22 protein-coding genes and 1 pseudogene are annotated in these 26,675 nt (G+C 30.3%); 8 read left to right on the top strand and 15 right to left on the bottom strand.

The genetic code is table 11. The features are described 5' to 3' along the window. Positions 1–232: 232 nt before the first annotated feature. Positions 233–1,192 carry a class II fructose-1,6-bisphosphate aldolase gene (gene fba / locus BR82_RS0101265; protein ID WP_240474480.1) on the bottom strand — a complete coding sequence of 320 codons (960 nt, stop codon included), beginning with the start codon at positions 1,190–1,192 and terminating at the stop codon, positions 233–235. 84 nt (positions 1,193–1,276) lie between these two features. Between fba and BR82_RS0101260 the strand changes: the two genes are divergently transcribed. Further along, on the top strand, positions 1,277–2,599 hold the full coding sequence (locus BR82_RS0101260) for a class II D-tagatose-bisphosphate aldolase, non-catalytic subunit (RefSeq protein WP_027088672.1): 1,323 nt from the start codon (positions 1,277–1,279) through the stop codon (positions 2,597–2,599). 196 nt (positions 2,600–2,795) lie between these two features. On the opposite strand, the gene BR82_RS0101255 is transcribed toward BR82_RS0101260, so the two are convergent. Both BR82_RS0101255 and nagA read right to left on the bottom strand, forming a co-directional pair. Next, positions 2,796–3,326 carry a hypothetical protein gene (locus BR82_RS0101255; protein ID WP_027088671.1) on the bottom strand — a complete coding sequence of 177 codons (531 nt, stop codon included), beginning with the start codon at positions 3,324–3,326 and terminating at the stop codon, positions 2,796–2,798. After that, positions 3,313–4,464, bottom strand: coding sequence for an N-acetylglucosamine-6-phosphate deacetylase (nagA, locus tag BR82_RS0101250; protein WP_027088670.1), 1,152 nt, complete (start codon positions 4,462–4,464; stop codon positions 3,313–3,315). The genes BR82_RS0101255 and nagA overlap by 14 nt, the downstream gene beginning before the upstream one ends. A gap of 366 nt (positions 4,465–4,830) precedes the next feature. On the opposite strand from nagA, the gene BR82_RS0101245 reads away from it, so the two are divergent. From BR82_RS0101245 to yajC, 3 genes are read left to right on the top strand one after another with little or no spacing between them, the layout of a single operon-like run. Beyond that, positions 4,831–6,018, top strand: a complete 1,188-nt coding sequence (locus BR82_RS0101245) for an SIS domain-containing protein (RefSeq protein ID WP_027088669.1) — start codon at positions 4,831–4,833, stop codon at positions 6,016–6,018. Positions 6,019–6,021: 3 nt separating this feature from the next. Continuing rightward, a complete protein-coding gene (gene agaF, locus BR82_RS0101240) occupies positions 6,022–6,456 on the top strand; it encodes a PTS galactosamine/N-acetylgalactosamine transporter subunit IIA (protein WP_027088668.1) in 435 nt (144 codons plus the stop codon). A 3-nt stretch (positions 6,457–6,459) separates the two neighbouring features. Next, positions 6,460–6,750, top strand: coding sequence for a preprotein translocase subunit YajC (yajC, locus tag BR82_RS0101235; protein ID WP_027088667.1), 291 nt, complete (start codon positions 6,460–6,462; stop codon positions 6,748–6,750). 62 nt (positions 6,751–6,812) lie between these two features. Here the strand turns inward: yajC and BR82_RS0101230 are convergent, their stop codons facing one another. From BR82_RS0101230 to agaV, 5 genes are all read right to left on the bottom strand, one after another. Further along, entirely contained in the window at positions 6,813–7,466 is a 654-nt protein-coding gene (locus BR82_RS0101230) for an HAD family hydrolase (RefSeq protein WP_027088666.1), read from the bottom strand. Positions 7,467–7,492: 26 nt separating this feature from the next. Then, complete coding sequence (locus BR82_RS0101225) at positions 7,493–8,149, bottom strand: hypothetical protein (RefSeq protein WP_027088665.1); 657 nt, start codon at positions 8,147–8,149, stop codon at positions 7,493–7,495. Positions 8,150–8,237: 88 nt separating this feature from the next. After that, the gene (locus BR82_RS0101220; RefSeq protein ID WP_027088664.1) at positions 8,238–9,149 is read right to left on the bottom strand and encodes a PTS system mannose/fructose/sorbose family transporter subunit IID; all 912 of its coding nucleotides are present in this window, start codon (positions 9,147–9,149) and stop codon (positions 8,238–8,240) included. Further along, on the bottom strand, positions 9,139–9,960 hold the full coding sequence (locus BR82_RS0101215) for a PTS mannose/fructose/sorbose/N-acetylgalactosamine transporter subunit IIC (protein WP_027088663.1): 822 nt from the start codon (positions 9,958–9,960) through the stop codon (positions 9,139–9,141). The genes BR82_RS0101220 and BR82_RS0101215 overlap by 11 nt, the downstream gene beginning before the upstream one ends. A 41-nt stretch (positions 9,961–10,001) precedes the next feature. After that, positions 10,002–10,478 (bottom strand): PTS N-acetylgalactosamine transporter subunit IIB, encoded by a 477-nt coding sequence (gene agaV / locus BR82_RS0101210; protein ID WP_027088662.1) that lies wholly within the window; start codon positions 10,476–10,478, stop codon positions 10,002–10,004. Between the two features lie 580 nt (positions 10,479–11,058). On the opposite strand from agaV, the pseudogene BR82_RS14970 reads away from it, so the two are divergent. Continuing rightward, a pseudogene (locus BR82_RS14970) lies at positions 11,059–11,540 on the top strand (QueT transporter family protein). Positions 11,541–11,798: 258 nt separating this feature from the next. On the opposite strand, the gene carB (BR82_RS0101200) reads toward BR82_RS14970, so the two are convergent. From carB (BR82_RS0101200) to carB (BR82_RS0101185), 4 genes are all read right to left on the bottom strand, one after another. Further along, positions 11,799–14,996: a carbamoyl-phosphate synthase large subunit gene (gene carB / locus BR82_RS0101200; protein ID WP_027088661.1), complete on the bottom strand. Its 3,198-nt coding sequence runs from the start codon at positions 14,994–14,996 to the stop codon at positions 11,799–11,801. A gap of 1 nt (position 14,997) precedes the next feature. Then, positions 14,998–16,068 (bottom strand): carbamoyl phosphate synthase small subunit, encoded by a 1,071-nt coding sequence (locus tag BR82_RS0101195; protein ID WP_027088660.1) that lies wholly within the window; start codon positions 16,066–16,068, stop codon positions 14,998–15,000. 288 nt (positions 16,069–16,356) lie between these two features. Further along, positions 16,357–16,869: a DUF6568 family protein gene (locus tag BR82_RS14965; RefSeq protein ID WP_051592710.1), complete on the bottom strand. Its 513-nt coding sequence runs from the start codon at positions 16,867–16,869 to the stop codon at positions 16,357–16,359. Between the two features lie 162 nt (positions 16,870–17,031). Beyond that, entirely contained in the window at positions 17,032–20,250 is a 3,219-nt protein-coding gene (carB, locus tag BR82_RS0101185; RefSeq protein ID WP_027088659.1) for a carbamoyl-phosphate synthase large subunit, read from the bottom strand. Between the two features lie 282 nt (positions 20,251–20,532). On the opposite strand from carB (BR82_RS0101185), the gene BR82_RS0101180 reads away from it, so the two are divergent. Continuing rightward, a complete protein-coding gene (locus BR82_RS0101180; RefSeq protein WP_027088658.1) occupies positions 20,533–21,003 on the top strand; it encodes a DUF1003 domain-containing protein in 471 nt (156 codons plus the stop codon). Positions 21,004–21,056: 53 nt separating this feature from the next. Continuing rightward, positions 21,057–21,944, top strand: coding sequence for a glycoside hydrolase family 25 protein (locus BR82_RS0101175; RefSeq protein WP_027088657.1), 888 nt, complete (start codon positions 21,057–21,059; stop codon positions 21,942–21,944). Positions 21,945–22,168: 224 nt separating this feature from the next. On the opposite strand, the gene ilvA is transcribed toward BR82_RS0101175, so the two are convergent. The 3 genes from ilvA to BR82_RS0101160 form a co-directional block, all read right to left on the bottom strand. Further along, positions 22,169–23,371, bottom strand: coding sequence for a threonine ammonia-lyase (ilvA, locus tag BR82_RS0101170; RefSeq protein ID WP_027088656.1), 1,203 nt, complete (start codon positions 23,369–23,371; stop codon positions 22,169–22,171). A gap of 146 nt (positions 23,372–23,517) precedes the next feature. After that, a complete protein-coding gene (locus BR82_RS0101165) occupies positions 23,518–23,697 on the bottom strand; it encodes a DUF4250 domain-containing protein (protein WP_034863834.1) in 180 nt (59 codons plus the stop codon). Continuing rightward, on the bottom strand, positions 23,697–24,515 hold the full coding sequence (locus BR82_RS0101160) for a Cof-type HAD-IIB family hydrolase (protein ID WP_027088654.1): 819 nt from the start codon (positions 24,513–24,515) through the stop codon (positions 23,697–23,699). The genes BR82_RS0101165 and BR82_RS0101160 overlap by 1 nt, the downstream gene beginning before the upstream one ends. A 567-nt stretch (positions 24,516–25,082) precedes the next feature. Between BR82_RS0101160 and asnB the strand changes: the two genes are divergently transcribed. Then, positions 25,083–26,669: an asparagine synthase B gene (gene asnB, locus BR82_RS0101155; RefSeq protein WP_027088653.1), complete on the top strand. Its 1,587-nt coding sequence runs from the start codon at positions 25,083–25,085 to the stop codon at positions 26,667–26,669. The last annotated feature ends 6 nt before the right edge of the window (positions 26,670–26,675 follow it).

The raw sequence follows: 26,675 nt of genomic DNA, 5'->3' as shown, positions 1-26,675 counted from the left end.
TACATCTCCTTGGATATGCTGTAATTAATCTATCTGATTTAGTGCATACTATATCTGGTTGTCCTAAATATTGTTGATCAGTATTAGGAGTTTTTCAATATCAGATAAATTTTCTTCTGATAATTGATACACAGATATTTTACTTGTAATCAAAAAATAATTATTTTTTCTTTAATTTACAAATAGAAAGTTAGCCATCAATGACTAACTTTCTATTCATTCTTATAAATATCTAAGCTTTATTCACACTACCAACAACATGCATTTTAGACATTACATATTTTTTTACTTCTTCACGTCCTACAGCACAATATTTTTTTGGATCAATAGCATCTGGATCTTGTGCTAAATATTCTTTAACTCCTTTTGAAAAAGCAATTCTTAAATCCGTTGCATAATTTACTTTACAAATACCTCGTCTTACACATTCACTAACTGTTTCATCAGGAACACCTGAAGTACCATGTAATACTAAAGGAACTGAAACTACTTCTTTAATTTCGCTAAGACGATTTAAATCTAATTTAGGCTCTCCTTTGTACACCCCATGAGCTGTTCCAATAGCTACTGCAAGTGAACCTACTCCAGTTCTTTCTACAAATTCTTTAGCTTCTAATGGGTCAGTATATCCACCATCACCACCATCCAAATCATCTTCTTTACCACCAACTTTACCTAATTCTGCTTCAACACTTACTCCAGAAGGATTGCAAGCATCAACAACAGCTTTTGTAACCTTAATGTTGTCCTCAAATGATTCATGTGAGCCATCGATCATAATAGAAGTATATCCAACTCTTAGAGCCTGCATTGCAAGTTCAAAACTATTTCCATGATCTAAATGAATCGCAACTGGTACACTAGCATTTTGAGCAGCAACTTTGGCATTAGCATAAAAATAATCTAAGCTCGCATATTTAACCGTTGATGGTGTTGTTTGCATAATAACTGGTGATTTTAATTCTTCTGCAGCTGCAACAACAGCCATAACCATCTCCATATTTTCGACGTTAAAAGCTCCAATAGCATATTTATTTTTTTGAGCATCTAATAAAATTTCTTTAGTTGTAACTAATGGCATATTTCCTTCCTCTTTTCTATTAATTTCTTCTTCGATTATAACACAATTTTCATATTTATAATAATAATTTGTTAAGTTATTTAATATATCCTGACTTGATATTAAATCCATCTAAAAAGTGCAAAATATTTTTTAACAATTATAAATACTATTTAAAAGATAATTGTTATTATAATGACGAAAGGAGATAAAACTATGAATACTAATCCATTAAAAAAACTTGTAACTCTTCAAAAAGAGGGGAAAGCTGTTGGAATCTATTCAGCATGTAGTGCTAATAAATATGTAATTGAAGCTACTTTAAAACGTGGTAAACAAGATAATTCATGTGTATTGATTGAAAGCACTGCTAATCAATGTGATCAAAACGGTGGCTATACAGGTATGACACCATTAGATTTTAAGAATTTTGTTTTAAAGATTGCTGAAGAAGTTGGTTTTGACAAACGTAAATTATTCCTTGGCGGAGATCATCTAGGACCTCTTACATGGACTGATCTTAATGAAGATGAAGCAATGAAAAATGCAACTGAATTGATTAAACATTATGTAGGCGCAGGATTTACTAAGATTCATATTGACACAAGTATGAAGGTCAATGATGATGATCCTGATACTCGTTTAAGTGATGAAACTATCGCTAGACGTGGGGCTTATTTAGCTAAAGTAGCTCAAGATACTTATGCTGAGCTATTAAAAAAAGATCCTGATGCAATTGCTCCTATCTATATTGTTGGTAGCGAAGTTCCAATTCCTGGTGGAGCTGTTGGTAGTGAAGACAATGGTGTCGCTGTAACAAAAGTAGAAGATTTTAAGGCTACTGTTGCAACATTTGAAAAAGCATTTTTAGATAATGGTTTACAAGATGCTTGGGATAATGTTATTGCCGTAGTAGTACAGCCAGGTGTTGAAGAAAAAGATTCTGGATGTACTGAATATGATCGTGAGAAAGCTAAAGAATTAATGGCTTCGATCAAAGATTATCCTAATTTGATTTTTGAGGGTCATTCGACTGATTATCAAACAAAAATCAAATTAAAAGAATTAGTTGAAGATGGTGTTGGTATCTTAAAAGTAGGACCTGGTTTAACATTTGCTATGCGTGAAGCTTTATTTGCATTAGCTCATATTGAAAAAGAACTTCTATATGGTACAGATGTAAAGACAAGTGATTTAATAGAAGTTTTAGATAAAGCAATGTTAAGCGATGATAAGTATTGGAAGAAGCATTATCAAGGTACAGAGTTAGAAATTCGTTTAAAACGTAAATATTCTTTCTCAGATCGTTGTCGTTATTACATGCCTCTGCCAGATGTAAATGACGCTATTAATACATTGATCAATAATTTAAATACTTATGGAATTCCATTAAATCTTTTAAGTCAATTTATGCCAATTCAATATACAAAAGTGCGTGAAGGATTACTTGAAAATAATCCTGAAGCATTAATCATCGATCGTATTATTAATACTATTGATGAATATTTATATGCAACTAACCAAAATGAACTATTATAATAAAACTCATTCCTTATAACAATTAACAAATTTATCAATAATAACTTATAATAGTCTATATATTTTTCTCTCTCAAAAAAGCTGTAGCAAAATATTGCTCAGCTTTTTACTTTACATCAATAATTATAAAAGGAAGAATTAATTTTACTGATGACATTGGGACATTCAATAATCTTAAAACTTCCTTTTTTTATAACTATTTCATTTTAGTTAATGCAATTAAATTTATGATCACACAATAACATGCCATTACGCTCAAAAGTACACTAACAACCAATACAGCAATACTAGCTTCCATCATCCAGGCATTTACTACTATCAACACAGCAAAAGCCAAATATAATACTGCTCTTAAAATTGCTTTTTTTGGTTCTTTGGAATCAACTATTGTCTTTAATAAAGTTTGTCGATTTTCTCGATTAAATTTACTTGTTTGTCTTAAACTTGGCAAAAATCTAAATCTAAATAATAGTTCTGCTACGATATAAATCGCTATTCCTGCTATAACTGCATGCATCCAACTAGGAAAATATTCACTAAATAATATTATTATTATTAAAACTAAGACTAACCGATTTTTGTAAACATAAAATTTACCTTCATCTTTTTTATCAATTAAATACCCTTTTTTTGTTAGCCAATCATAATATACCGTTTGTCCATTACGGTCTAAATAAATATTTCTTCCTGAAATATTTCCTTTGTCATTACTTTTATTTTGTGCCATCAATCATTTCCTTCCCCTTACAATATGTTTGAATTACCTCATAATCTTTATTTAAAACAACTAGATCTCCATCATAACCTACTCCAATTGCACCTTTATGATCATCTATATGCAAACATCTAGCAGGATTGATCGTACAAGAATTAATTGCTGTATTTACAGGTACTAATGCATCTTCAATAAGAATTTTTAAGCCTTGATTTAATTTTAAAGTAGACCCTGCTAAACCACCTGTACTAGTTAAATGAGCACTACCATCTTCATAGATTTCAATTTCATTTCCACCAAAGATGAATTTTGATCCCGCTGGAGATCCTTTAGCCATTAAAGCATCAGATACCATAATACTGTAATTTGGTCCCTTAGATGTAAAATAGTTATTTAATGCTGCTAATGTAGAGTGATTACCATCACAAATAATTTCACCATACATATTTCTAATTCTATATGCTCCACCTACTAAACCATTAGCACGATGATTAAAAGGTGTCATTCCATTGTAAACATGTGTCATTGAACGTGCTCCATAAGCATAAGCTTTAACCGCTTGTTCGTAAGTAGCTGCAGAATGTCCTATACTTACAACAACTCCATTTTCTACACAATATCTAGTAAGAGCAAAGTCTTCATCAGTTTCTGTAGCCATCGTAATATATTTAATTAAACCATGAGCTGCATCTTGATATCTCTTAAATTGTTCAATTGTAGGTTTTACAATGTATTGCTCTGGTTGCGCTCCTTTGTATACCATATCTAAATATGGTCCTTCAAAATGAATTCCTAAAACCTCAGCTCCTTCATAACCATCTTCAACTACTTTAGCAACATTAGCTACTGCATTTGTTAAAACTTCTTCACTTTGAGTGATAGTTGTAGGTAATAAAGCTGTTACTCCTTCATTAACGATATTTTTAAGCCAATATCTTAATCCATCTTCTTTTGCATCATTAGTATCGAATCCATATGCCCCATGACAGTGAATATCAATAAATCCTGGTAATATCCAGTTACTTCCATAATCTTTATCAACTTCTTTTTCATTGTAGTCATAGATTCCGATAATTTTTCCATCTACAACTTCAATCTGCCCTGAAACAAACTGATCTGCTAACCAAATCTTTTTACTTTGAATAATCATTTTTTATATCCTCCTATTTGTTACTTAAAATCGATACTTCAAGTACATACTATAACTATATTATAACACTTTATTAATTTCAATATTTATACTTTTTAATTTAAATAGTTACTATTTTAATTATCAACAGATTTTATTATTTTCATATTTTATCAAAATTTTGAATAAAAATATATTACTAGATTAAATTTTTATGAGCACATACATTACATAACTATAAAAAAACAAGAAATTTTATAATTTTAGACATACTAATTTTGTAATTTTCAACAAACTAATTATCACTTTTAGTTTAACTATTGTTTATTTAAATTTCATTGATATAATGTGAATTGTAGATAAAATAAAAAGAAAAGGAGAAGAAAAATGACAAAAACTATTTTCGGTATTAACGACACTCAAATGAGTGAAACAAAAAGTACTTATACTTTAACTGAAATTTATCAACAACCTGTTACTTGGAAAAAAACTTGTCAACAAGTCGCATCAATGAAAGATGAATTAAAAGCATTTATTGACCAAGTAATTACAAAAGATGATTTTGATGTTATTTTAACTGGAGCGGGAACTAGCGAATTCGTAGGAAATACACTATTTTCATATTTAAACAAAAAATTAAATTATAAAGCTAAATCATATGGGACAACTGATTTAGTGGCTACACCTGAAAACTATTTATCAAGAACTAAACCAACATTATTAATAAGTTTTGGTAGATCTGGAAATTCACCAGAATCAGTTGGAGCAATCGATGTAGCAGAAGAAGTATGTGAAAACTTATATCACTTATTTGTAACATGTAATAAAGATGGAGCTTTATCAAAAAGAGCTGCTGATAATGATCACTGCTTTGCTATTAATTTAACTGATGAAACTCATGATCAATCATTTGCTATGACTTCAAGTTTTTCTAATATGTACTTAGCAACATATTTATGCTTTAATTTAGACAATCTTGATGGAGCCATCGCTGAAGTAGAAAAAATTGCTGCAGCTGGTCAAAACTTTTTAGATAATCAATATTCTATAGCTAAAGAAATTGTTGATAATTACGATTTCAAACGTATTGTTTACTTAGGAAGTAACGCTTTAAAAGGAATTGCACAAGAATCTGCATTAAAAATGCTAGAATTAACTGCTGGTGAAGTTGTAACAATGTATGATACTCCATTGGGATTCAGACATGGTCCTAAATCAATTGTTGATGATGACACTTTAACAGTTGTTTATATTAGTGATAATGAATATTCTCGTCAATATGAAGTTGATTTGATCAAAGAAATGAGTGGTCAAAGAAAAGGTAACAAGATCGTTGCTGTAATGAACGGAAAATGTGATGAAATCAAAAAATTAGTTGATTATGTTGTTGAATTTGACATTGACGGTAAATATGATAATATATTACTTGGTTTTGATTACATTATATTAGCTCAAACAGTAGCTGTATTGAAATCATTATCTATGGGTAAAACACCTGATAACCCTTGTCCAACTGGAGAAGTAAATCGTGTTGTTAAAGGTGTAATATTATATCCATACAGCAAAGGAGAATAAAAAATGTTAGGATTAATTGTAACTGGTCATGGAAATTTTGCTAGTGGGTTACGTTCTTCATTAAGATTGATCGCTGGTGAAAAAGAAAATATGTGTTTCGTTGACTTTGAAGAAAAGGATAGTGTTGATGATTTAAGTACTAAATTAACTTCAGCAATCGATTCATTATCTAATGTTGATGGTATCTTATTTTTATGTGATTTAACTGGTGGATCACCATTTAAAACATCTGTAGAACTTTCTGTACAAAAAGACAAACCTATGGAAGTTATTGGCGGAGCAAATTTACCAATGGTAATCGAATTATCTATGGCTAAAGAATTTGTTGATTCATTAGATGCATTAACTAACATGGCTATCTCTACAGGTAAAGACAGCATCGTTCGTTTTGCTTTCTCTGCCCATAAAGAAGATACAAATGATGAGGATGGAATTTAAAGAATGAATTGGGAAGTTATTTTATGGACTTGTATAACTGTTGGTGTTTTAATTGCGGTATGCGGAATTGTAATGATGATAATTTCTGCACGCAATATGAAGAAACGTCGTAAAGAAATCAGTGAAGTCCACACTACATTAAGAGTTGGAAATAGAATTCTTTTTGCAGGAGGTCTATATGGACGTGTTGTAAAAATTAATAACGATGAAACTATTGATGTAGAAATTAGTAAAGATGTTATTGTAAAAGCTTCTAGATATAGTATTCAAAATATCGAAAGCAAATATAAATAAAATTATACTAATTATAACTTTAAAAACGAGGTATTTACCCTCGTTTTTATTTTTATTATATTTTAAAAATATTTATCACAATCAAATTCTGTATAATCATTTATACAGAAATCAGCACCATATTTTTTTAGAGAAGTAAAATCACTACCAATTCCTATAACTAATCCTGTACCAATTTCCTTAGCATATCCAATTCCAGTTTTACTATCTTCAAAAATAACACAATCTTCGATTCCAACATTTAATAACTTAGCAGCATCTGTAAACATACTAATCTTATTAGTATGTTTACCATCATCATAAATGATCTTATTAACATCAAACCATTTATCTAATTCAAATGTTTTAACAAAAAAATCAATATTATCCTTAATCGATGCACTAGCAATAGTAAAAGGAATTCCTTGTTTCTTTAAATAATCGAAACATTCGATTGCACCTTTTATTAGATGTAACTTATCTGGATGTTCTAAACAGATATTTCGATATACTTGTTCTTTGTATTTAGAATAATATTCGTTATCTTTTTCACTCATATCTTCTTTAATACAATACAAGATTTCTTTATTATTTTTTCCATGCATCTTAATTCTTAATTCATCATCCAGGTCTTTACCAGTTATCTCTTTTGTTACTCTCTGCCAAGCAATATTATGAAATGGTGTATCATAAAATAATGTTCCATTAAAATCAAAAATTACCGCTTTATATTTCATCTTAACCTCCAAAAAAGAATAAACTATTAATTATTAGCTTCTAATTGTTCAATATGCTTTTTAGCAGATACGCAATATTTTTCCCTTGGATTAAAACAAACTACTGCATTTTTAAAATACGTAATAGCTCGCTTACTATCTTCTAACCTCTCATACTGAATAGCAATCATATATAATATTACACCTAAAGAAAAACCATAAAACTTTTTTGAATCGATTTGTTTATCCATCTCTTCTGCTAAATCATTACGCTTATTAATCATAACTTCATATGCCTGCTGATTATACTTAACAAAATTTTCATCTTTACTTTTATTAATCTCTTCTAATAAGATATCAGCATATTTCTTATTTTCTTTAAGTATAAAAGTATGATAATACAATTCTAAAAAAGCTTTTTTATCTTCTGGATTATTATAATCCGTTTTAATAATATATTCCAACATTTTATCAAATTTTTCGATGTTTTTATCTAAATAATAAGCTTTAATTTTATATAAATCACAAGTATAGTCTTTTAAAAATCGTCTTGATATTGTCATATCAGACAATTTTTCAGTAAGCTGATAATCTTTATTCTTAATTGAACTGTCAAGATTATTAAGCAAAAATTTCTTTACTATTTGAAAAATAAAAAAACCAAGGAACAATATAAAAATAATCGCCATTGTAATTGAATTCATATCAATAGTTCACTCCTTTTTATTATAAAAAACAAAGGGCACGATCAATTTTGACCATACCCCTTAATTTCTGATATTAAATATCTGATTATTCAGTTTCAGTAGGATATTCATACCATTCTACAAGTGGAGTATATCCACCTGGGATAGTATTACCATCAGCATCCATAGCTTTAGAATCACCAGCAAAGATACCAAATGCACATCCAACGATACCAACAACAAGAATTAATAAGATACATTTTACAGGAGTCCATCCTTTTTTAATTAAAACATAGATTCCTAATGTAATTAATAATGGTAATAATTTTGGTAAAATACCATCTAATAATCCTTGGATATTAATTGCAGGATCTCCTACATATAAACGTAAGCTAGTTGAACCATAAGTAGCAATTAATCCACCTACTACGAAAATACCTAAAATACTAGCTGCACGAGTGAATTCTTTTGCATTAGAAGTAAGCATAGTAACTGCTTTTGTTCCTAATCCATAAGACCAGTGCATCAACCACCAACGAATTACAAATTGGAATGCGTTGAAAATAACTAAGAATAAGATTGCTCCAAGAATAGAACCATCCATAGCAATATTTGCTGTTAAACCAGCAACGATTGGTACTAATGTTAACCAGAATAATGCATCACCGATACCACCTAATGGACCAGCTGCAGAAATACGTACAGAACGAATTGTGCTTGTATCAGCTTTATTTTGTTCTAGTGATAAAACGATACCCATAACGAATGTTACTAAGAATGGGTGAGTATTTAAGAAGTCTAAGTTGTGAGCCATAGAAGCTTTTAAGTCTTCTTTATTTGTATGGATTTTTTGAAGACCTGGTAAAATACCCCATAACCAACCACAAGCTTGCATTCTTTCATAGTTGAATGATGCTTGTAAGAAACATGACATCCAAACCATTTTATTTAAAGTCTTTTTATCCAACTGAGGAGCTGGTGTTAGATCTTGATATCTTTCAGGAATATTATATGCCATCAGAGTCACCTCCTGTATTTGTTCCTACATTATTTTTAATTTTTGTATGAATTAAGAAGTCATAAATTGCAATTGCAACACCTACAAATGCACATAATAACAATGTTGCACCAGAAACTGATTCAATTGCACTACAGATTACTGCCATAGCAAAACCTGCAAGTAAGAATCCCCACATTTCTCCTGACATCATAACTTTCATTAAAATAGCAAATCCTACGAATTTCATAGCACCACCAGCTGCGTCTAAACCAGCCATTACCCATGAATATTCAAATGAGAATTCTTTTAAAGTAGTTCCTAAAGCTTGTCCACCATATAAACCAGCTACAGCTAAGATACCAAATAATGTACCTAAGATTCCCATTTCGATCAAGTTAATGTTACGGATTCCTTTTACATCCGCATTAGCTGCACATTCGTCAGCTTTAGACATCATACCTGACATAATTGTAAATGTTAAAGTTACAGCATATTGTCCAAATACTGCAAATGGAATAGCTAACCCCATTGCAGCTCCTACACCATCAGCAGTTGCTTCCATTCCTAAAGAAACTGCGAAAACTGTTGCCATAATTCCACCTAAAATTGCATTTGGTGGTTGTGCCCCACCGATTGGCATACTACCAATCTGAATTAATTGATAAGCACCACCAACAACAACACCTAATTGGAAATCTCCTAAGATTGCTCCAATAATAGGGCATGTTACGATTGGTTGATACAATGATTCCAAGAAACTGAATTGGTCAATACCCATGATAAATGCAACGATAAAAACCAATAATGCTTGGATAATGTTTACATCCATGTTCGTTCTCCTTTCATTATCTGTTGTACAGATTCCTTTTCCTATTTAAATAATTTGTCGATGTTTTCAGCAGGTGTATCTGGAACACGTTTAATTTCCAATTCAACCCCTAAATCCATCAATTTTTTAAAGGCTGCTACATCAGCGTCATTTACTGCAACAGATGTAGCTACTTGACGTTTTCCTTCAGCCATATGCATGTTACCAATATTTACTTTTTTAATTGGTACTCCACCTTCGACTAATCGCAAAACATCATGAGGGTTATCACAAATGATAAAAATCATTTGTCGATCAGCTGCCTTGTGAATCGTATTGATTGTTTTTTCAACTGTCCAATAACGTGTTTGTGCATAACTTGGAGCAGCCATGTCCATTAACCCTTGTCTAAATGTATCTTCAGCAACTTTATCATTGGCAACTAATAATAAATTTGCTCCAACACTTCCAGACCATTGAGTAGCTACTTGTCCATGAATCAAACGTTCATCGATTCTTGTTAGAACTATATTAGGCATATAAATTCCTCCCTTCGCTTGACCTAATTGTAAGCCCTTTAATCTTACACCATATATTTTACCAATATCTATCAAACTAGTCTTTGTACTTTTTATTTATGTTTTTATCTTTTTAAGTATTTCTACTTGTACAATCCCAAAAAGTGCAAAAAACATTAAATATTTAACACTTTATACAAGCAGATTTAAAAAACTAATTTAAACTTTAAATATTAATAAATTAATGTATATTAAGGACCTCAACTATAATTATAATATTTTTTTGTGATAATTCATAATAAAATTATAATTTTTTTTAATTTTTTTATTTTTTACTGATAATAACAAATTATTTTTCTTAATTTCATTAATACACCGGCTAAACCTGTAATTACACAACATATATATTATAATTGATCCCATTTAATACCTACATAATATTATTTATATTACTTTTTATTTTAAATCAACATACATAAATTTTAATTAAATAAATATAATCAACAAAAGTATAGTTATTTTAACAAAAATCATATATAATAACTTTGTTTTCAATGAGGTGACATATAAGTGAAAATAATTCAATGAAAGGAATTAAATAATGAATAGAAGTATTTCAGTAAAACTGATTGTAGTCAATGCAATGATTGCAAGTGTTTATGCTGCCCTCACTTTAGCAATCTCACCTATTGCCTATTCCGAAATTCAATTTAGATTATCGGAATTATGGTTTTTTTAGCATTCTATAATAAAAAATACATCCCTGGCTTAGTAATAGGTTGTATTATAGCTAATTTATTTTCACCAATGGGGCTATTAGATGTAATTTTTGGAACAACTAGTACAATTATTGTTTGCATTGCTATGTATATAATTAAAAACAGATATTTAGCTGCTGTTATAGGAGCTATGATTACCGGTTTGATTGTTGGCGGTGAACTTTGGTATGCTTATCAAATTCCATATTTAATTAATGCATTATATGTAGCAATCGGTGAATTAATTGTTTTGATTATTGGCGCTTTAGTATTTAAGGCAATAGAACATAATGAATATTTTATAAATATATTAAAAACTTCTTAATATTATATAAGACTCTTTATTGATTGTGTAATAATCAAAAAGATGTCTTTTTTATTATCTACTTTAAAATACTTACAAACTATCATTTTTTCTTGCATCCTTATCTTATGAATAACATATTTAATAGAATTTAAAATCAAAATATTTATATACTTTTAGCTAACAATAAACAGGTAAATCCTATATATTGAGGATCTACCTGTCTTTTATTTAATGATTATACAGTTTTTAAAATACTTTTTATTTAAATTTAACTGACTATTTCAATTTAGTGATATCTACTAATGACGTATCACCTTTATGACGTTTTTCCAAACTTGTAATTAGTGCTTGAGCTGTATCTAAAGAAGTAAAAATCGGAATTCCAGCTTCAACAGCAAAGCGCCTAATCAAAAAACCATCTTTTAAATTATTATTTCTTGTCGGAATATCAATGATCAAATCTACGGTATCAGTCAGCATCAAATCAAATAAAGTATTATTTTTAGCATTGATCCGATTTACCAAACTAACTGGTATATCATGTTCTTTTAAATAATTATAAGTTCCTTCTGTAGCATATAGATCATAGCCAAACATATAATACTGTTTTGCTATTGGTAAAAATTCTTCTTTTGCTGAATCCTTAATTGTACAAATGATATTCTTTTTCTTAGGTAAATTAATACCCGTACCAATAAATGCTTTATATATAGCTTCGTCATAATCTTTAGAAATTCCTAAGACTTCACCTGTTGATTTCATTTCTGGCCCTAAACTAATTTCAGCACCTTTGATTTTTTCAAACGAGAAAACTGGCATTTTAATAGCGACAGTTTCTTTTTCAGGAGCTAAACCATACTCATACCCCTGTTCTTTGATTGATTTTCCCATAATTACATGTGTAGCGACATCAACTACAGGAATATCTGTTACCTTAGAAATATATGGTATCGTACGACTAGAACGTGGATTTACTTCAATTACATAAACTTGATCTTCATATACAATAAACTGAATATTAATCAAGCCAATTACATTTAAGGCTTTAGCAAGTCGTTTTGTGTATTCAACAATAGTCTCTTTTATGTGCTCTTTGATTTTTTGTGATGGATAAACTGAAATACTATCACCCGAATGTACTCCTGCTCGTTCTACATGCTCCATGATTCCTGGAATTAAAATACCATGTTTATCACAAATAGCATCAACTTCTACTTCTTTACCAGCCAAATATTTATCAATCAATATAGGATGTTCTTGATACTGGCGGTTAATAATTTTCATAAATTTTTTAACATCGCCATCATTTAAACAAATCTCCATTCCCGCACCACCTAAAACATATGATGGTCTTACTAAAACAGGGTATTTCAATTTATTCGCAACTTCCAATGCTTCTTCAATCGTAAATACTGTTGATCCACGTGGCCGATCAATATGACATTTTTCAAGAATTTCATCAAACCGCTCACGATCTTCAGCAGCATCTACATCATCAGCTGAAGTCCCTAAGATCTTAACTCCCATTTCCATTAAGGCTTTAGTTAATTTGATTGCAGTCTGACCACCAAACTGGACTATTGCACCGTCTGGTTTTTCAATATTAACAATATTTTCGACATCTTCAGGAGTAAGAGGTTCAAAATACAATCGATCCGCAATATCAAAATCTGTACTTACAGTTTCTGGATTATTATTAACAATAATCGTATCGTATCCAGCTTCTTTTAAAGCCCAGACACAATGAACAGAACAGTAATCAAATTCAATACCTTGACCAATTCTAATCGGACCTGATCCAAGTACCATAATTTTTTTCTTATCATCAGCTGGATCAACTTCATTTACTCCTCCATATACTGAATAATAATACGGCGTTGTTGCATCAAATTCAGCTGCACATGTATCAACTACTTTATATACTGCAGTGATATCATTTTCTTTACACATTATTTTAATTTCATCTATCGGTTTATTTGTTAATTCACTAATAACTAAATTAGGAAATTCTAAACGTTTTGCTTTTTGTAATAATTCAACCGTTAATTCATTATTCTTAAGTTCATTTTCAACTTCAATCAAATGTTTGATTTTATCAATAAACCACACATCGATCTTTGTAATATCATGAATCTCTTGTTCGCTAATTCCTTGCCGCAAAGCCTCAGCAATTGCAAAAATTCTTTGATCATCAACATCTTTCAATTTTTTCCGCAAAAACTCTTGATCTTTACCTTCAAGATCATTTAAATGCAAATAATACACATTTTGTTCTAGTGAACGCAAAGCCTTCATTAATGCTCCTTCAAAATTATTACAAATACTCATAACTTCTCCGGTTGCTTTCATCTGAGTTCCTAATTCTCTAGAAGCATCTACGAATTTATCAAAAGGCCATTTAGGAATCTTACAAACTATATAATCCAAAGTAGGCTCATAAGAAGCATATGTTTTACCTGTAACAGCATTAATTATTTCATCAAGATTATATCCTAATGCAATTTTAGCTGCTAATTTAGCAATTGGATAACCTGTAGCTTTACTAGCTAAAGCCGAAGAACGACTTACTCTAGGATTTACCTCAATAACACAATATTCAAAGCTATTAGGATTTAATGCGTATTGAACGTTACAGCCACCTTTTATATTCAAAGCTGTAATAATATTTAAAGCTGATGATCTTAACATCTGATACTCCTTATCAGATAAAGTCTGACTTGGCGCTACAACTATACTATCACCAGTATGTACACCAACTGGATCCAAATTTTCCATATTACATACTGTAATACAATTGCCAGCACCATCACGCATTACTTCATACTCGATCTCTTTCCAGCCAGCAATACATCTTTCAATTAAACATTGACTAACTCTTGAAAGTCTTAACCCATTAGAACAAATATCATGCAATTCTTGTTCATCATGAGCAATTCCCCCACCAGTTCCTCCTAAAGTATAAGCAGGTCTTACAACTACCGGATATCCGATCTTTTGGGCAAATTCAATTGCATCATCGACATGATTAACTACGATTGAAGCCGCACATGGTTCATTAATTTGTTCCATCAGATTTTTAAATTCTAACCGGTCTTCAGCCAACTTGATCGTATCAGTAGAAGTTCCGATCGTTCGCACATTATGCTCTTCCAAAAATCCTTCATCAGCCAAAGCCATTGCAATATTTAAAGCATTTTGACCACCCAAAGTAGGTAAAATACTATCAGGCTGTTCTTTAATAATTAAACTTTTAACAACAGGAACAGTTAATGGTTCAATATAAACTTTATCTGCAATATCTTTATCAGTCATAATTGTTGCCGGGTTAGAATTAATTAAAACGACTTCGACACCTTCTTCTTTTAAAGCACGACAAGCTTGTGTTCCCGCATAATCAAATTCTGCTGCTTGACCAATAATGATTGGGCCTGAACCAATAACTAATACTTTTTTTATTCTACTATCTTTTGGCATCTTATTTTACCTCCATCATCTTTATAAACTCTTCAAATAACGCATCTGTATCTAAAGGTCCAGCACATGCTTCAGGATGAAATTGTACTGTTTTAATATTTTCATTTAAATATTCTAAACCTTCGATCGTTTTATCATTAACATTGATAAACCATGGTTTTGCTACAGTTTCATCAATCGAATCAGTTTTAATTACATAATTATGATTTTGAGTTGAGATGTATACTCGCCCTGTTTTTAAATCTTTAACTGGATGGTTTGCACCATGATGTCCATATTTCATTTTTTCTGTTTTAAAACCATGTGCTAAAGCCATAAGCTGATGTCCTAAACATATTGCAAAAATTGGTTTTCCACTTTTTACCAAAGTTTTGATTTCTTCAATAATTTGCACATTTTCTGCCGGGTCTCCAGCACCATTCGACAACATAATTCCATCATAGTCGTTAGCTAAAATTTCATCAGCAGTAGTACTAGCAGGATATACCGTTACCTGACAGCCATGTCTAACTAAACTTTTAGCTATATTTGCTTTTGCTCCATAATCCAACAGAGCAACTTTCTTTATTCCATCACCAAGGATATAACTTTCTTTACAAGTTGTCTTTTCAACTACACCAGTTACTTTGAAATCATGAATTTTTTTCATTACTTCTGTCAAATCATCATATTTATTAGTTGTAATCATTCCATTCATACAACCTTTACTACGGATGATCTTCGTTAAATTACGCGTATCAATTCCCTGAATTCCTGGTATATTATGTTGTTTTAAATAATCCTCAAGTTCAATATTTTTTCTAAAATTACTCCCTAACCTTGCAAGCTCATTAACAACAAACCCTTCGACATGTGGTTTATATGATTCTTGATCATCTAAACAAACACCATAATTACCAATTAAAGGATATGTCATCACGACAGATTGCCCAGCATAAGAAGGATCTGTCAATACTTCTAAATATCCAGTCATTGAAGTATTAAAAACAAATTCACTTACAACTTCTTTTATTGCTCCAATACTTTTGCCTTCAAACACATTACCGTCTTCTAATATTAAGTATGCCTTCATAGTTATCCTCCTTTATTACTATAAAAAAACATATCAACAAAAATGATATGTCTAACAACAATAAAAATATGAAAATAAGGCTTTTTGATTCACTTTTTTACTTTCCTCAAATACTATCATCAGCCTCATTCCTTTCTTTTCTTGTATAGTATAGTAGAAAAGAAAGGAATATTCAAGATGTTTTTACATTTTTTTATTATCGCGTATATAATTTATCATAACAATATTTTAAAAATATTAAAATAAGATTATTTTCTTAAATAATTATAAAAAACGGCTCTTAACCGTTTAATTTTTCTTATCTAATTTATATGTTTGAACCCAATTATCAATTACCTCTTCATCCATACCCGTTGACGATAAATTAAGATAATTTTTTTCTTTTCCATTTTCAACATAAAATACACCTGGTGTAGTTGAAAATTCAGGAAAATATTTTTTTATAATTGTTAAATTTTCTTGTTCACTACGATTTTCATTATCAAGAATAACTTCATACATAACAACATGATGTGTTTTTATATATTCATCAAATACTGAATGAAAATCTCGACAATACAAACAATAAGTAGTTGAAAGAATAACCGGAAAAGATTCTTTTTTCTCAATCATCGCTTCCATCTCTTCTAGTGTTATGTATTTAATCTCTCCAGCTGTTGTATCTCTTTCATATTCTATAATTTCTTCTTCATTTTCAGTAACATCTTCTTTTGAAGATGTTATATTTGAATCATCACTTTTATTACATGCAGTTAGACCTAATAGCATTGAACAAATGATTACAATTTTTATAATTTTCATATTTACCCCCATATAACATCATCAGCTTCTATTAGCTTAATCAACAATAATATTATACACAAAATTATACCATTTGATAAATACAGTTTTTAATAATAAATTTATCCAGATTATCAAAATAATAAAAATGCAGTCAAATTAATGACTACATTTTATAAAATATTATTTAATTGCCGCATGATATTCTTGCAATGATTTTACCTCATGGCTACCATGAATCTTCATTTCCATAATTCCTTCCAATGAAGCTTTGGCAGCTGCCATATTAGTCATATATGGAATCTTCATCTTAATTGCTGACTTTCTGATATAACTATCATCATGAACACTTTGTTTTCCATCAGGAGTATTGATAACCATTGCCAATTCACCATTTGTTAAAGCATCTGCAATATTTGGTCGTCCTTCATAAATTTTTTTGATTTTTTCCGCCGGAATCCCATTTTCTGTAATCAATTCATACGTCTTACCTGTTGCAACAATTGTAAAACCAGCATCATAATATCCCTGTGCTAATTCAACAACTTCAGGTTTATCTAAATCACTAACACTGATCAAAACTTTTCCTTCTGTTGGTAAAATAGATTTTGTTGCTTCTTCAGCCTTATATAAAGCTGCTCCATACGAACTAGCAAGCCCTAAGACCTCACCAGTTGAACGCATTTCTGGTCCTAAAATCGGATCAACTTCTGGGAACATATTAAATGGGAAAACAGCTTGTTTTACACCAATATGTGGAATTTTCTTTTCTGTCAATGATACTACTGGTGAAGGACGTCCCGTTAAATCGCTAGTAATGATATCAGTAGCTAGTTTAACCATATTAATATTACATACTTTTGATACTAAAGGTACTGTTCGAGAAGCACGAGGATTGGCCTCTAATACATAAACTTTATTATCAGCGATTGCATATTGCATATTCATTAAACCACGCACATTCATTTCTCTAGCAATCTTCTTAGTATACTCTTTAATTGTCTCTAGATGACGGATCGGAATATGTTTTGATGGTAAAATACATGCTGAATCGCCTGAATGAATTCCAGCCAATTCAATATGTTCCATAACCGCTGGAACAAAAACATTCTCACCATCACTAATTGCATCTGCTTCACATTCCATTGCATTATTTAAGAACCGATCAATCAAAATTGGACGATCTGGCGTTACCCCAACAGCTGCTGCCATATATTGTTTTAATGATTCATCATCATAAACAACTTCCATTCCACGACCACCCAATACATAAGAAGGTCTTACCATTAATGGATAGCCTATTCTTTGAGCTATTTCTAATGCTTCATCAACATTTACCGCCATTCCTGATTCAGGCATTGGTATTTCTAATTTTTCCATCATTTCATTAAATAAGTCACGATCTTCAGCCATATCGATCGTTTCAGGTGTCGTACCTAAAATATTAACACCATTTTTCTTTAACTGTGCAGCTAGGTTTAATGGTGTTTGACCACCAAACTGCGCAATTACACCAACAGGTTTTTCTTTTTCATAAATACTTAATACATCTTCTAATGTCAACGGTTCAAAATATAATTTATCTGATGTATCGTAATCAGTTGAAACAGTTTCTGGATTACAATTTACAATAATTGTTTCAAAACCTAACTTCTTTAATGCCAAAGCAGCATGAACACAACAGTAATCAAATTCAATTCCTTGTCCAATTCTGTTTGGTCCACCACCTAAGATCATGATTTTTTTCTTATCAGTATGGATATTACTTTTATCTGGAGCATTATATGTAGAATAATAGTATGCACTATCAGGTGTTCCACTTACATGAACTGGTTCCCACGCTTGATCAATACCATTAGCTAATCTTTGTTTTCTAATCACATCTTCTTCAACATCTAATATCTGACTTAAATATTTATCAGAAAAGCCATTTTGTTTTGCTCGTTTCAAAACATCGACTGGTAATTCTTTACCTCGATAAGTCATAATATTTTCTTCTTCTTCGACTAGCTCTTTCATTTGTTCAATGAAATAATGTTTTATTTGCGTCAATTCAAACAGCTCTTCAACTGTTGCTCCTTTTCTTAACGCTTCATACATAATAAATTGTCTTTCGCTTGTAGGAATTGTTAATTTCTTTAATAATTCCTCTTTTGATAATTCGTTAAAATTCTTTGCATACCCTAAACCATAGCGACCTATTTCAAGGGAACGAATTGCTTTTTGGAATGCTTCTTTATAAGTTTTTCCAATGCTCATAACCTCGCCAACAGCTTTCATTTGTGTGCCAAGTTTATCTTCAGCACCTTTGAATTTTTCAAATGCCCAGCGAGCAAACTTAATAACTACATATTCACCATCTGGTACATACTTATCCAAAGTTCCATACTTACCACATGGAATATCTTCCAAAGTCAATCCAGCCGCTAACATCGCTGAGACTAAAGCAATTGGAAATCCTGTAGCCTTTGACGCCAAAGCAGATGAACGTGAAGTTCTTGGATTTATTTCAATTACAACAATGCGATCAGTTTCTGGATCATGAGCAAACTGTACATTTGTTCCACCAATAACGCCAATTGATTCAACAATTCTAAAAGCCTGATCTTTTAAACGATCTTGTACTTCCTGACTTATTGTCAACATCGGTGCACTACAGAAGGAATCACCAGTATGCACTCCTAATGGATCAATATTTTCAATAAAACAAACTGTGATCATATTGTTGTTGGCATCGCGAACAACCTCAACTTCTAATTCTTCCCAACCTAAAATTGATTCTTCAATCAAACATTGGTTAACTAAACTTGCTTGTAATCCACGAGATACGACTGTCTTTAATTCTTCAACATTATAAACAAGTCCACCTCCGGCTCCTCCCATCGTATAAGCTGGACGTACAACTACTGGATATCCTAATTTATCAGCAATATCTAAAGCTTCTTCAACCGTATTAGCGATTTCGCTTCGAGCCATTTCAATATTTAAAGCATTCATTGCTTTTTTAAATTCAAGTCGATCTTCACCGCGTTCAATTGCATCAACTTGAACCCCTAAAACCTGAACATTATACTTTTCTAAAATTCCTGCTTGATTTAATTCTGAACATAAATTTAATGCCGATTGTCCGCCTAAATTAGGTAAAAGAGCATCAGGTCTTTCTTTTTCAATAATTTGTGTCAATCTCGCTAAATTTAATGGTTCAATATAAGTAACATCAGCAGTTTCTGGATCCGTCATAATTGTTGCAGGGTTAGAATTCACCAAAACAATTTCATATCCTAAATTTTTCAATGCTTTACAGGCTTGAGTTCCAGAATAATCAAATTCACAAGCTTGACCAATAATAATTGGTCCTGAACCAATTACTAATACTTTATTAATATCTTCTCTCTTTGGCATAATTGTCCTCCTTTTAAATTTCTTAAAAAAAACATATCAATATTGATATGTTAATCACAAAAAATAGAACTACAAAAGAATTGAAAATGATTAAAATTTAACTTACCAAAATACTCTTTTAACATCATTATCTTCCCTTCGTTCTTTTATCTATATTATTGTACAAAACAACATTGTTAAATTCAACAAATTAATAAATATTTATTGCTACAAAAAAATTCATTTATACTTTAAATATGTCTAAAATAAAACTTATGGTAAATACTAATTATAGGTGATTCAATGAAAAACTTAACTCATAATAAAATAATCAAAGAAATTCTCGAAAATGTCCAAGATGATATGCAAGATGAAGAGATAATTCATCTAGTTCTCGAAAAGCCAATTGCAAACAATAAACAAGAAAAGGAAACTTTCGGCCAAAAACTTGCAGATAAAATCGCTCATCTAGGTGGCAGCTGGAGTTTTATTATTATTTTTATAATTCTTTTAATAACATGGATGTTGTTTAATTTATTTACACCTAACAATATCGATCCCTATCCTTTCATCCTTTTAAACCTGATTCTTTCTTGTGTAGCAGCTATTCAAGCACCAATTATCATGATGGCACAAAATCGTCAGGAACAAAAAGATCGTCAAAGAAATGAAAATGATTACAAAGTTAATTTAAAAACCGAAATCATTATCCAAGACCTTCACAATAAATTAGATTTAATTATCGAAGAATTAGAAAAAATAAATCAAAAATAAGTTATCGCTATATATTAGCAATTATGATAAAATCAAATTGCTGAGGTGATATAATGAAAAAAAAGAAGTCAAAAAAGATTTTTAATAAAAAAAATATTCTTTTCTTTATATTAATAAGTATTATCGTTTTTTCATGTTCACTTTATTATAAACGTTATTTACCTGATTATTTGATGCACAGTATTATAATACTTTTAATCATTATGTTCTTTTGTTTTCCGATTTTATTTAACAAATATAAAAAAAAGCGGTCTCTAATTAAAACTGTTTTTGTATTATTATCTTGTTGTTTATTAATTTCTGGAATAGCAATATTTAATCATAATGATAAATTATCCACAGAAGGCAAATATATTGGCATCGATATTTCAAAATGGAACGAAGAAGTTGATCTTCAGCTAGCTAGTCAAGAAATTGATTATGTAATCATTCGCTGTGGTTATACTTCTTTAACTGATGGCACAAAAACCAAAGAAGATCCTTATTTTAAGCAAAATGTTAAACAATGTGAAGAATTATCTATTCCTTATGGTGTCTATTATTATTCGCTTGCTCGTGATACTATTCAGGCAAAAAAAGAAGCTGACTTTGTAACTTCATTATTAAATAATAAAACACCTGCTTTAGGTGTTTTCATAGATCTGGAAGATGAAGAATTTCAAGGAGATCTATCTAGCGACACTTTAACTACTGTTGCAACTACATTTTTAGAAAATATCCCTAATCAAAATAAAAAAGGAATCTATGCAAACCATAACTGGTGGACAACAAAACTTACCGATAAAAAATTAAATAGCTATATAAAATGGAAAGCCCGTTACAATAACGACCCTATTATCGAAGATGAATATCAAATCCTCCAATATAGTGAAACAGGTTCTATCAAAGGTATAATTGGTAATGTAGATTTAAACATTACAACTACTAAATATTGGCAATAATCTATTTATACAAAAAATAATAACATTTCTTTAAAGTTAAGATAAAAATTAATTTTGCTGCTTTTCGACTTTCTTTGTAAAAACTTATCATCTGCAATCCCTACTACCCAAAAATATCATATTTAAATAATAATTAGTAAAACTCGTCTATATATATCCTAGATGAGTTTTTGCTTATATAAATATAATAAAAAGAGTAAAATGCATAGCATTCACTCTTTGGATTAATTAATCTTTATAATCTTATATCCTAATTTATCAAATTCATTAATAATCGTTTCAATATGTGCATTACCATTAGTTTCCACAGTGACTCTTAATTCTACTTCAGAAAAACGTGCAAAATTTTTAAACTGATTATGATCAACAGCAATTACATTTGCATTACATTGATTTAATACTCTAGATACTAATTCTAATTGTCCCGGTTTATCTTGGAGTTGAACAGAAAAAGTAAAAATTCGACCTCTAGATATTAATCCTTTATTGATCATTGAAGAAATTGTCATTACATCTATATTTCCACCACTAATCAATGAAACAACTTTTTTATTCTTTTCATATAATTTTTTCAATCCTGCTAAAGATAAAATACCAGAACCCTCTGCTACCAGTTTATGTTTTTCAACTAATAAAAGAAAACTATCCATCAACTCATAATCATTCACCGTAATTATTCCATCAACATATTTTTTTATATATTCAAAAGTTTTATTACCAATTGTTTTTACCGCAGTTCCATCAGCTATTGTATTCGCCTCTGCTAAAGTAACAACCTGATCTTCATGAATTGCAGCCAAAGCACTAGCCGCACCTTCAGGCTCTACACCATAAATCTTGACATTAGGATTAATTTGTTTAGCTGCACAAGCAATTCCAGCAATTAATCCACCACCGCCAATTGGTACTAAAATTACATCAGTATTTGGTAACTCTTCTAAAATCTCTAATGCTATAGTTCCTTGACCCTCAATAACATCTTCATCATCAAAAGGATGTACAAATGTATATCCCTTACTTTTTTGTAATTCTACTGCTTTTGCATATGCTTCATCATAAACTTCTCCATGTAAAACAACTTCCGCTCCATGGGCTTTTGTCGCATCCACTTTTATTAATGGCGTATGAGCAGGCATACAAATAGTTGCTTTAACACCTAACATCTTAGCAGCATACGCTACCCCTTGTGCATGATTTCCAGCTGAAGAAGCAATCAATCCTTTTTTCTTAGCATCATCATCAAGTTTAACAATTTTATTATAAGCGCCTCTTATTTTGAATGCACCAGTTTTTTGGAGATTTTCTGGTTTAATATATACGTCATTGCCACATTCCGCTGAAAAAGCTTCACTATGAATTAAATGGGTTTCTTCGATTACTTCATCTACTCTTTTTTTGGCAGCTTTAAAATCTTCTAATTTTAACATTTCTTATATCCCCCTTAATTAAACTACATTATAGCATTTCTTATCAAAAAATAAAATAATGTTTGATTCCATTTCTAATTAATATAAAATATATTTTTAGCTATTACTAAATCAAACTCTAAAAAAGCAAACCTTAAAGATTTGCTCTACTTTGCTTTTATTTGATTACTTTCTTCATCAAAATAAAAACCATTTGCTTCTAAACGCACCATAACTTCATCATGATTAGCATCATTAACTTCTAATAAATGTTCTAAAGACATATCATCATCTCTTAATTTTGTATTCAAAAAACTTACCAGCATATTAATATCATTTGGCAACATTATATTTCACCCTTTCCACTTAACATTTTTAAACATTCATATATCCCCTCTTCATCATTAGATAAAGTAATATAATTTGCTCGTTGTTTTACTTCATCAACTGCATTAGCCATAGCAACGCCCATACCCGCAAATTCAATCAAACTCAAATCATTATATCCATCGCCAAAACTAATTACCTCTTCTTGTTTAATACCAAGCTGTTCAATTAACAATTGTAAAGAAGCTGCTTTATCAATTCCCTGCGCCATTACTTCAATAAAAAATGGTGCTGAACGATAAATGCTTAAAGACTCGCCATATGGTTCCTTAAACTCATCAATAATTCTTTTTGCATAATCAGGCTCCCCTGTCAATAAAACTTTATTTACTGAAAAATTTACAGTCTCTTTAAAACTGTCAATATGTTTTATTGGCATATGATTAATTTCACTTTCAATAATAACATATTCATCATTATCATCTTCCGTCAAGATCAATTCATCAGTATAAGTCATTACTGCTAAATTATATTTCTTAGCACGATCATATACTGCATGAGCAGTTTTGGCATCATATACCTTTTGATAAACAATTTCTTTAGTACGATAATCTACTACTTTAGCCCCATTAAATGATAAAAGATAACCTCCTGTTTTATCCAAATCCAATTCTTTTGCTTCAGCATATAACCCTGCTGTAGGACGTCCTGAAGCTAAAACTATCACTATACCTTGTTTCGCTAATTTTTGTAATATAGCTTTTGTTTTAGGTAAAATCTTTTTATCACTACTTTTTAATGTGCCATCCAAATCCAATGCAATTAATTTATATGTCATTTTTTCTACCTCTCAATATACTCAAAGTTTATTAAAAGATAGATATTTTGTCAAATATATTTAATAATATATTTGATACTATTATTATAACCTAATTATTACTATTTAAAGCCCTGAATTCTCAACAAATTCTTGTTAAAAATATTTTTTATTAAATTATTGGCATTATATTCTAATATTTTTCGTCGTTGCATAAAAAATATTATCATATTAATTTTTTTTTATTGCATTTGATTAAGAAATATTATATACTAACATCAATTAGTAATAGTAAATAAAAGCATTGATTAGGAGAGTAGTAATTCACAGAACCTACAGCGAGTTAGGAAATGGTGTAAGCCTAACAGGGAAGTTTATTATGAAGAACACCTATGAGCTGTCTACCGAAAGCATATGCAAGTAGGCTAGAACGTTACCAGTAACGTTACTATTGGCGGGTATCGAGTACTCTATGAAGTATTTTCCGTACCATGTAACTATTAAGACTATTTAGTTATCTGGGTACTCGCGACATTAAGCGAGTTTTTCTATTCTCGCAATTATATAATTTTAAGGGGGAAATTTATTATGTGTGGTTTTTTAGTAGTCGGAAATGAAGAATTTAAATTGGAGGTATTTAATGACGCCTTAGATCAAGCGGCTTATCGCGGACCCGATCATCAGCATGTTAGTATAAAAGAGGGAATAACATGGGGATTTAATCGATTATCAATTATGGATTTATCTTCGAAGGGAAATCAGCCTTTTGCTTATAAAGACTGTATCCTTGTTTGTAATGGGGAAATTTATAATTATCCAGATTTAAAAATAATGTTAGAAAAAGAATATACTTTTAAATCTGGTAGTGATTGTGAAATCTTAATTCCTTTATATAAAAAATACGGTTTAGAAATCATGTGTAAATTTTTGGATGCTGAGTTTGCACTAGTAATCTATGACAATGAGAAAAAAGAAATCATGGCAGCACGTGATCCAATGGGAATCAGACCGATGTTTTATGGTTACAGCAAAGTTGATGGAAAAATTTGTTTTGCTTCAGAAGCTAAAAGTTTATTTTCACTGTGCAAAGATATTATGCCTTTTCCACCAGGACATTATTATAAAGATGGAAAATTTATCTGTTATAACGATTTAAGTGATCCTAAAATCATCAATAATGATGATTTAGCTACAATTGCTATAAAATTAAAAACAAAATTGGAAAATGCAGTTAAAAAAAGATTCATGTCTGATGCACCGATTGGTTATTTATTGAGCGGTGGCCTAGATTCGTCTTTAGTATGTGCAATAGCCTCTAAATTAAACGATAAACCAATTAGAACTTTTGCTATTGGTATGGAAAGTGACCCTATCGATTTAAAATACGCAAAACAAGTTGCTGATTATTTAGGTACTGAACATACTGAAATAATCATAACCAAACAAGATCTACTAAATAATTTAAGAGAAGTTATCTTCCATTTAGAAACATATGATATTACAACTATTAGAGCTAGTATGGCGATGTATTTACTATGCAAATATATTCACGAAAATACTGATATCAAAGTAATTATGACAGGTGAAGTAAGTGATGAATTATTTGGTTATAAATATACCGACTTTGCACCAAGTCCTCAAGCTTTTCAAGATGAAGCCAAAAAAAGAATTAAAGAATTATATATGTATGATGTTTTAAGAGCTGATCGTTGTATTTCTGCTCATGCCTTAGAAGGACGAGTTCCTTTTGCTGATATTGATTTTGTTGATTATGCTATGAGCATTGATCCAGTTAAAAAAATGAATACTTATAATAAAGGAAAATATTTACTAAGACATGCATTTGAAGATATGAATTATTTACCTAATGATATCTTATTTAGAGAAAAAGCTGCTTTTTCAGACGCAGTTGGACATTCAATGGTTGATTATTTAAAAGAATATGCTGAAGGCTTATACAACGATGATGCCCTTATTATCGCAAAAGAAAAATATCCTATTGCTACTCCGTTTACTAAAGAATCATTATTGTATCGTGATATCTTTGAATCGTTTTATCCCGGACAAGCTAAATGGATAAAAGATTTTTGGATGCCAAATAAAGAATGGGAAAATTGTGATGTCGATGATCCTAGTGCTCGAGTTCTTAAAAACTATGGCGATAGTGGTAAATAAAATGCT

This window comes from Thomasclavelia saccharogumia DSM 17460 (genome assembly GCF_000686665.1).
Classification (GTDB): domain Bacteria; phylum Bacillota_I; class Bacilli_A; order Erysipelotrichales; family Coprobacillaceae; genus Thomasclavelia; species Thomasclavelia saccharogumia.
Note: the sequence above shows the minus strand (reverse complement) of the source record. Positions and strands in the feature narration are given on the sequence as shown.

Excerpts from the sequence above, each read along its gene's own strand:
- BR82_RS14965 (WP_051592710.1), bottom strand. The coding sequence starts at position 16,869 with ATGAAAATTATAAAAATTGTAATCATTTGTTCAATGCTATTAGGTCTA.
- BR82_RS0101175 (WP_027088657.1), top strand. The coding sequence starts at position 21,057 with ATGAAAAAAAAGAAGTCAAAAAAGATTTTTAATAAAAAAAATATTCTT.
- BR82_RS0101245 (WP_027088669.1), top strand. The coding sequence starts at position 4,831 with ATGACAAAAACTATTTTCGGTATTAACGACACTCAAATGAGTGAAACA.
- BR82_RS0101165 (WP_034863834.1), bottom strand. The coding sequence starts at position 23,697 with ATGTTGCCAAATGATATTAATATGCTGGTAAGTTTTTTGAATACAAAA.
- ilvA (WP_027088656.1), bottom strand. The coding sequence starts at position 23,371 with ATGTTAAAATTAGAAGATTTTAAAGCTGCCAAAAAAAGAGTAGATGAA.
- BR82_RS0101255 (WP_027088671.1), bottom strand. The coding sequence starts at position 3,326 with ATGGCACAAAATAAAAGTAATGACAAAGGAAATATTTCAGGAAGAAAT.
- agaV (WP_027088662.1), bottom strand. The coding sequence starts at position 10,478 with ATGCCTAATATAGTTCTAACAAGAATCGATGAACGTTTGATTCATGGA.
- BR82_RS0101195 (WP_027088660.1), bottom strand. The coding sequence starts at position 16,068 with ATGAAGGCATACTTAATATTAGAAGACGGTAATGTGTTTGAAGGCAAA.
- carB (WP_027088661.1), bottom strand. The coding sequence starts at position 14,996 with ATGCCAAAAGATAGTAGAATAAAAAAAGTATTAGTTATTGGTTCAGGC.
- nagA (WP_027088670.1), bottom strand. The coding sequence starts at position 4,464 with ATGATTATTCAAAGTAAAAAGATTTGGTTAGCAGATCAGTTTGTTTCA.
- asnB (WP_027088653.1), top strand. The coding sequence starts at position 25,083 with ATGTGTGGTTTTTTAGTAGTCGGAAATGAAGAATTTAAATTGGAGGTA.
- BR82_RS0101260 (WP_027088672.1), top strand. The coding sequence starts at position 1,277 with ATGAATACTAATCCATTAAAAAAACTTGTAACTCTTCAAAAAGAGGGG.
- agaF (WP_027088668.1), top strand. The coding sequence starts at position 6,022 with ATGTTAGGATTAATTGTAACTGGTCATGGAAATTTTGCTAGTGGGTTA.
- BR82_RS0101160 (WP_027088654.1), bottom strand. The coding sequence starts at position 24,515 with ATGACATATAAATTAATTGCATTGGATTTGGATGGCACATTAAAAAGT.
- yajC (WP_027088667.1), top strand. The coding sequence starts at position 6,460 with ATGAATTGGGAAGTTATTTTATGGACTTGTATAACTGTTGGTGTTTTA.
- BR82_RS0101215 (WP_027088663.1), bottom strand. The coding sequence starts at position 9,960 with ATGGATGTAAACATTATCCAAGCATTATTGGTTTTTATCGTTGCATTT.
- carB (WP_027088659.1), bottom strand. The coding sequence starts at position 20,250 with ATGCCAAAGAGAGAAGATATTAATAAAGTATTAGTAATTGGTTCAGGA.
- BR82_RS0101180 (WP_027088658.1), top strand. The coding sequence starts at position 20,533 with ATGAAAAACTTAACTCATAATAAAATAATCAAAGAAATTCTCGAAAAT.
- BR82_RS0101230 (WP_027088666.1), bottom strand. The coding sequence starts at position 7,466 with ATGAAATATAAAGCGGTAATTTTTGATTTTAATGGAACATTATTTTAT.
- BR82_RS0101220 (WP_027088664.1), bottom strand. The coding sequence starts at position 9,149 with ATGGCATATAATATTCCTGAAAGATATCAAGATCTAACACCAGCTCCT.
- fba (WP_240474480.1), bottom strand. The coding sequence starts at position 1,192 with ATGGATTTAATATCAAGTCAGGATATATTAAATAACTTAACAAATTAT.
- BR82_RS0101225 (WP_027088665.1), bottom strand. The coding sequence starts at position 8,149 with ATGAATTCAATTACAATGGCGATTATTTTTATATTGTTCCTTGGTTTT.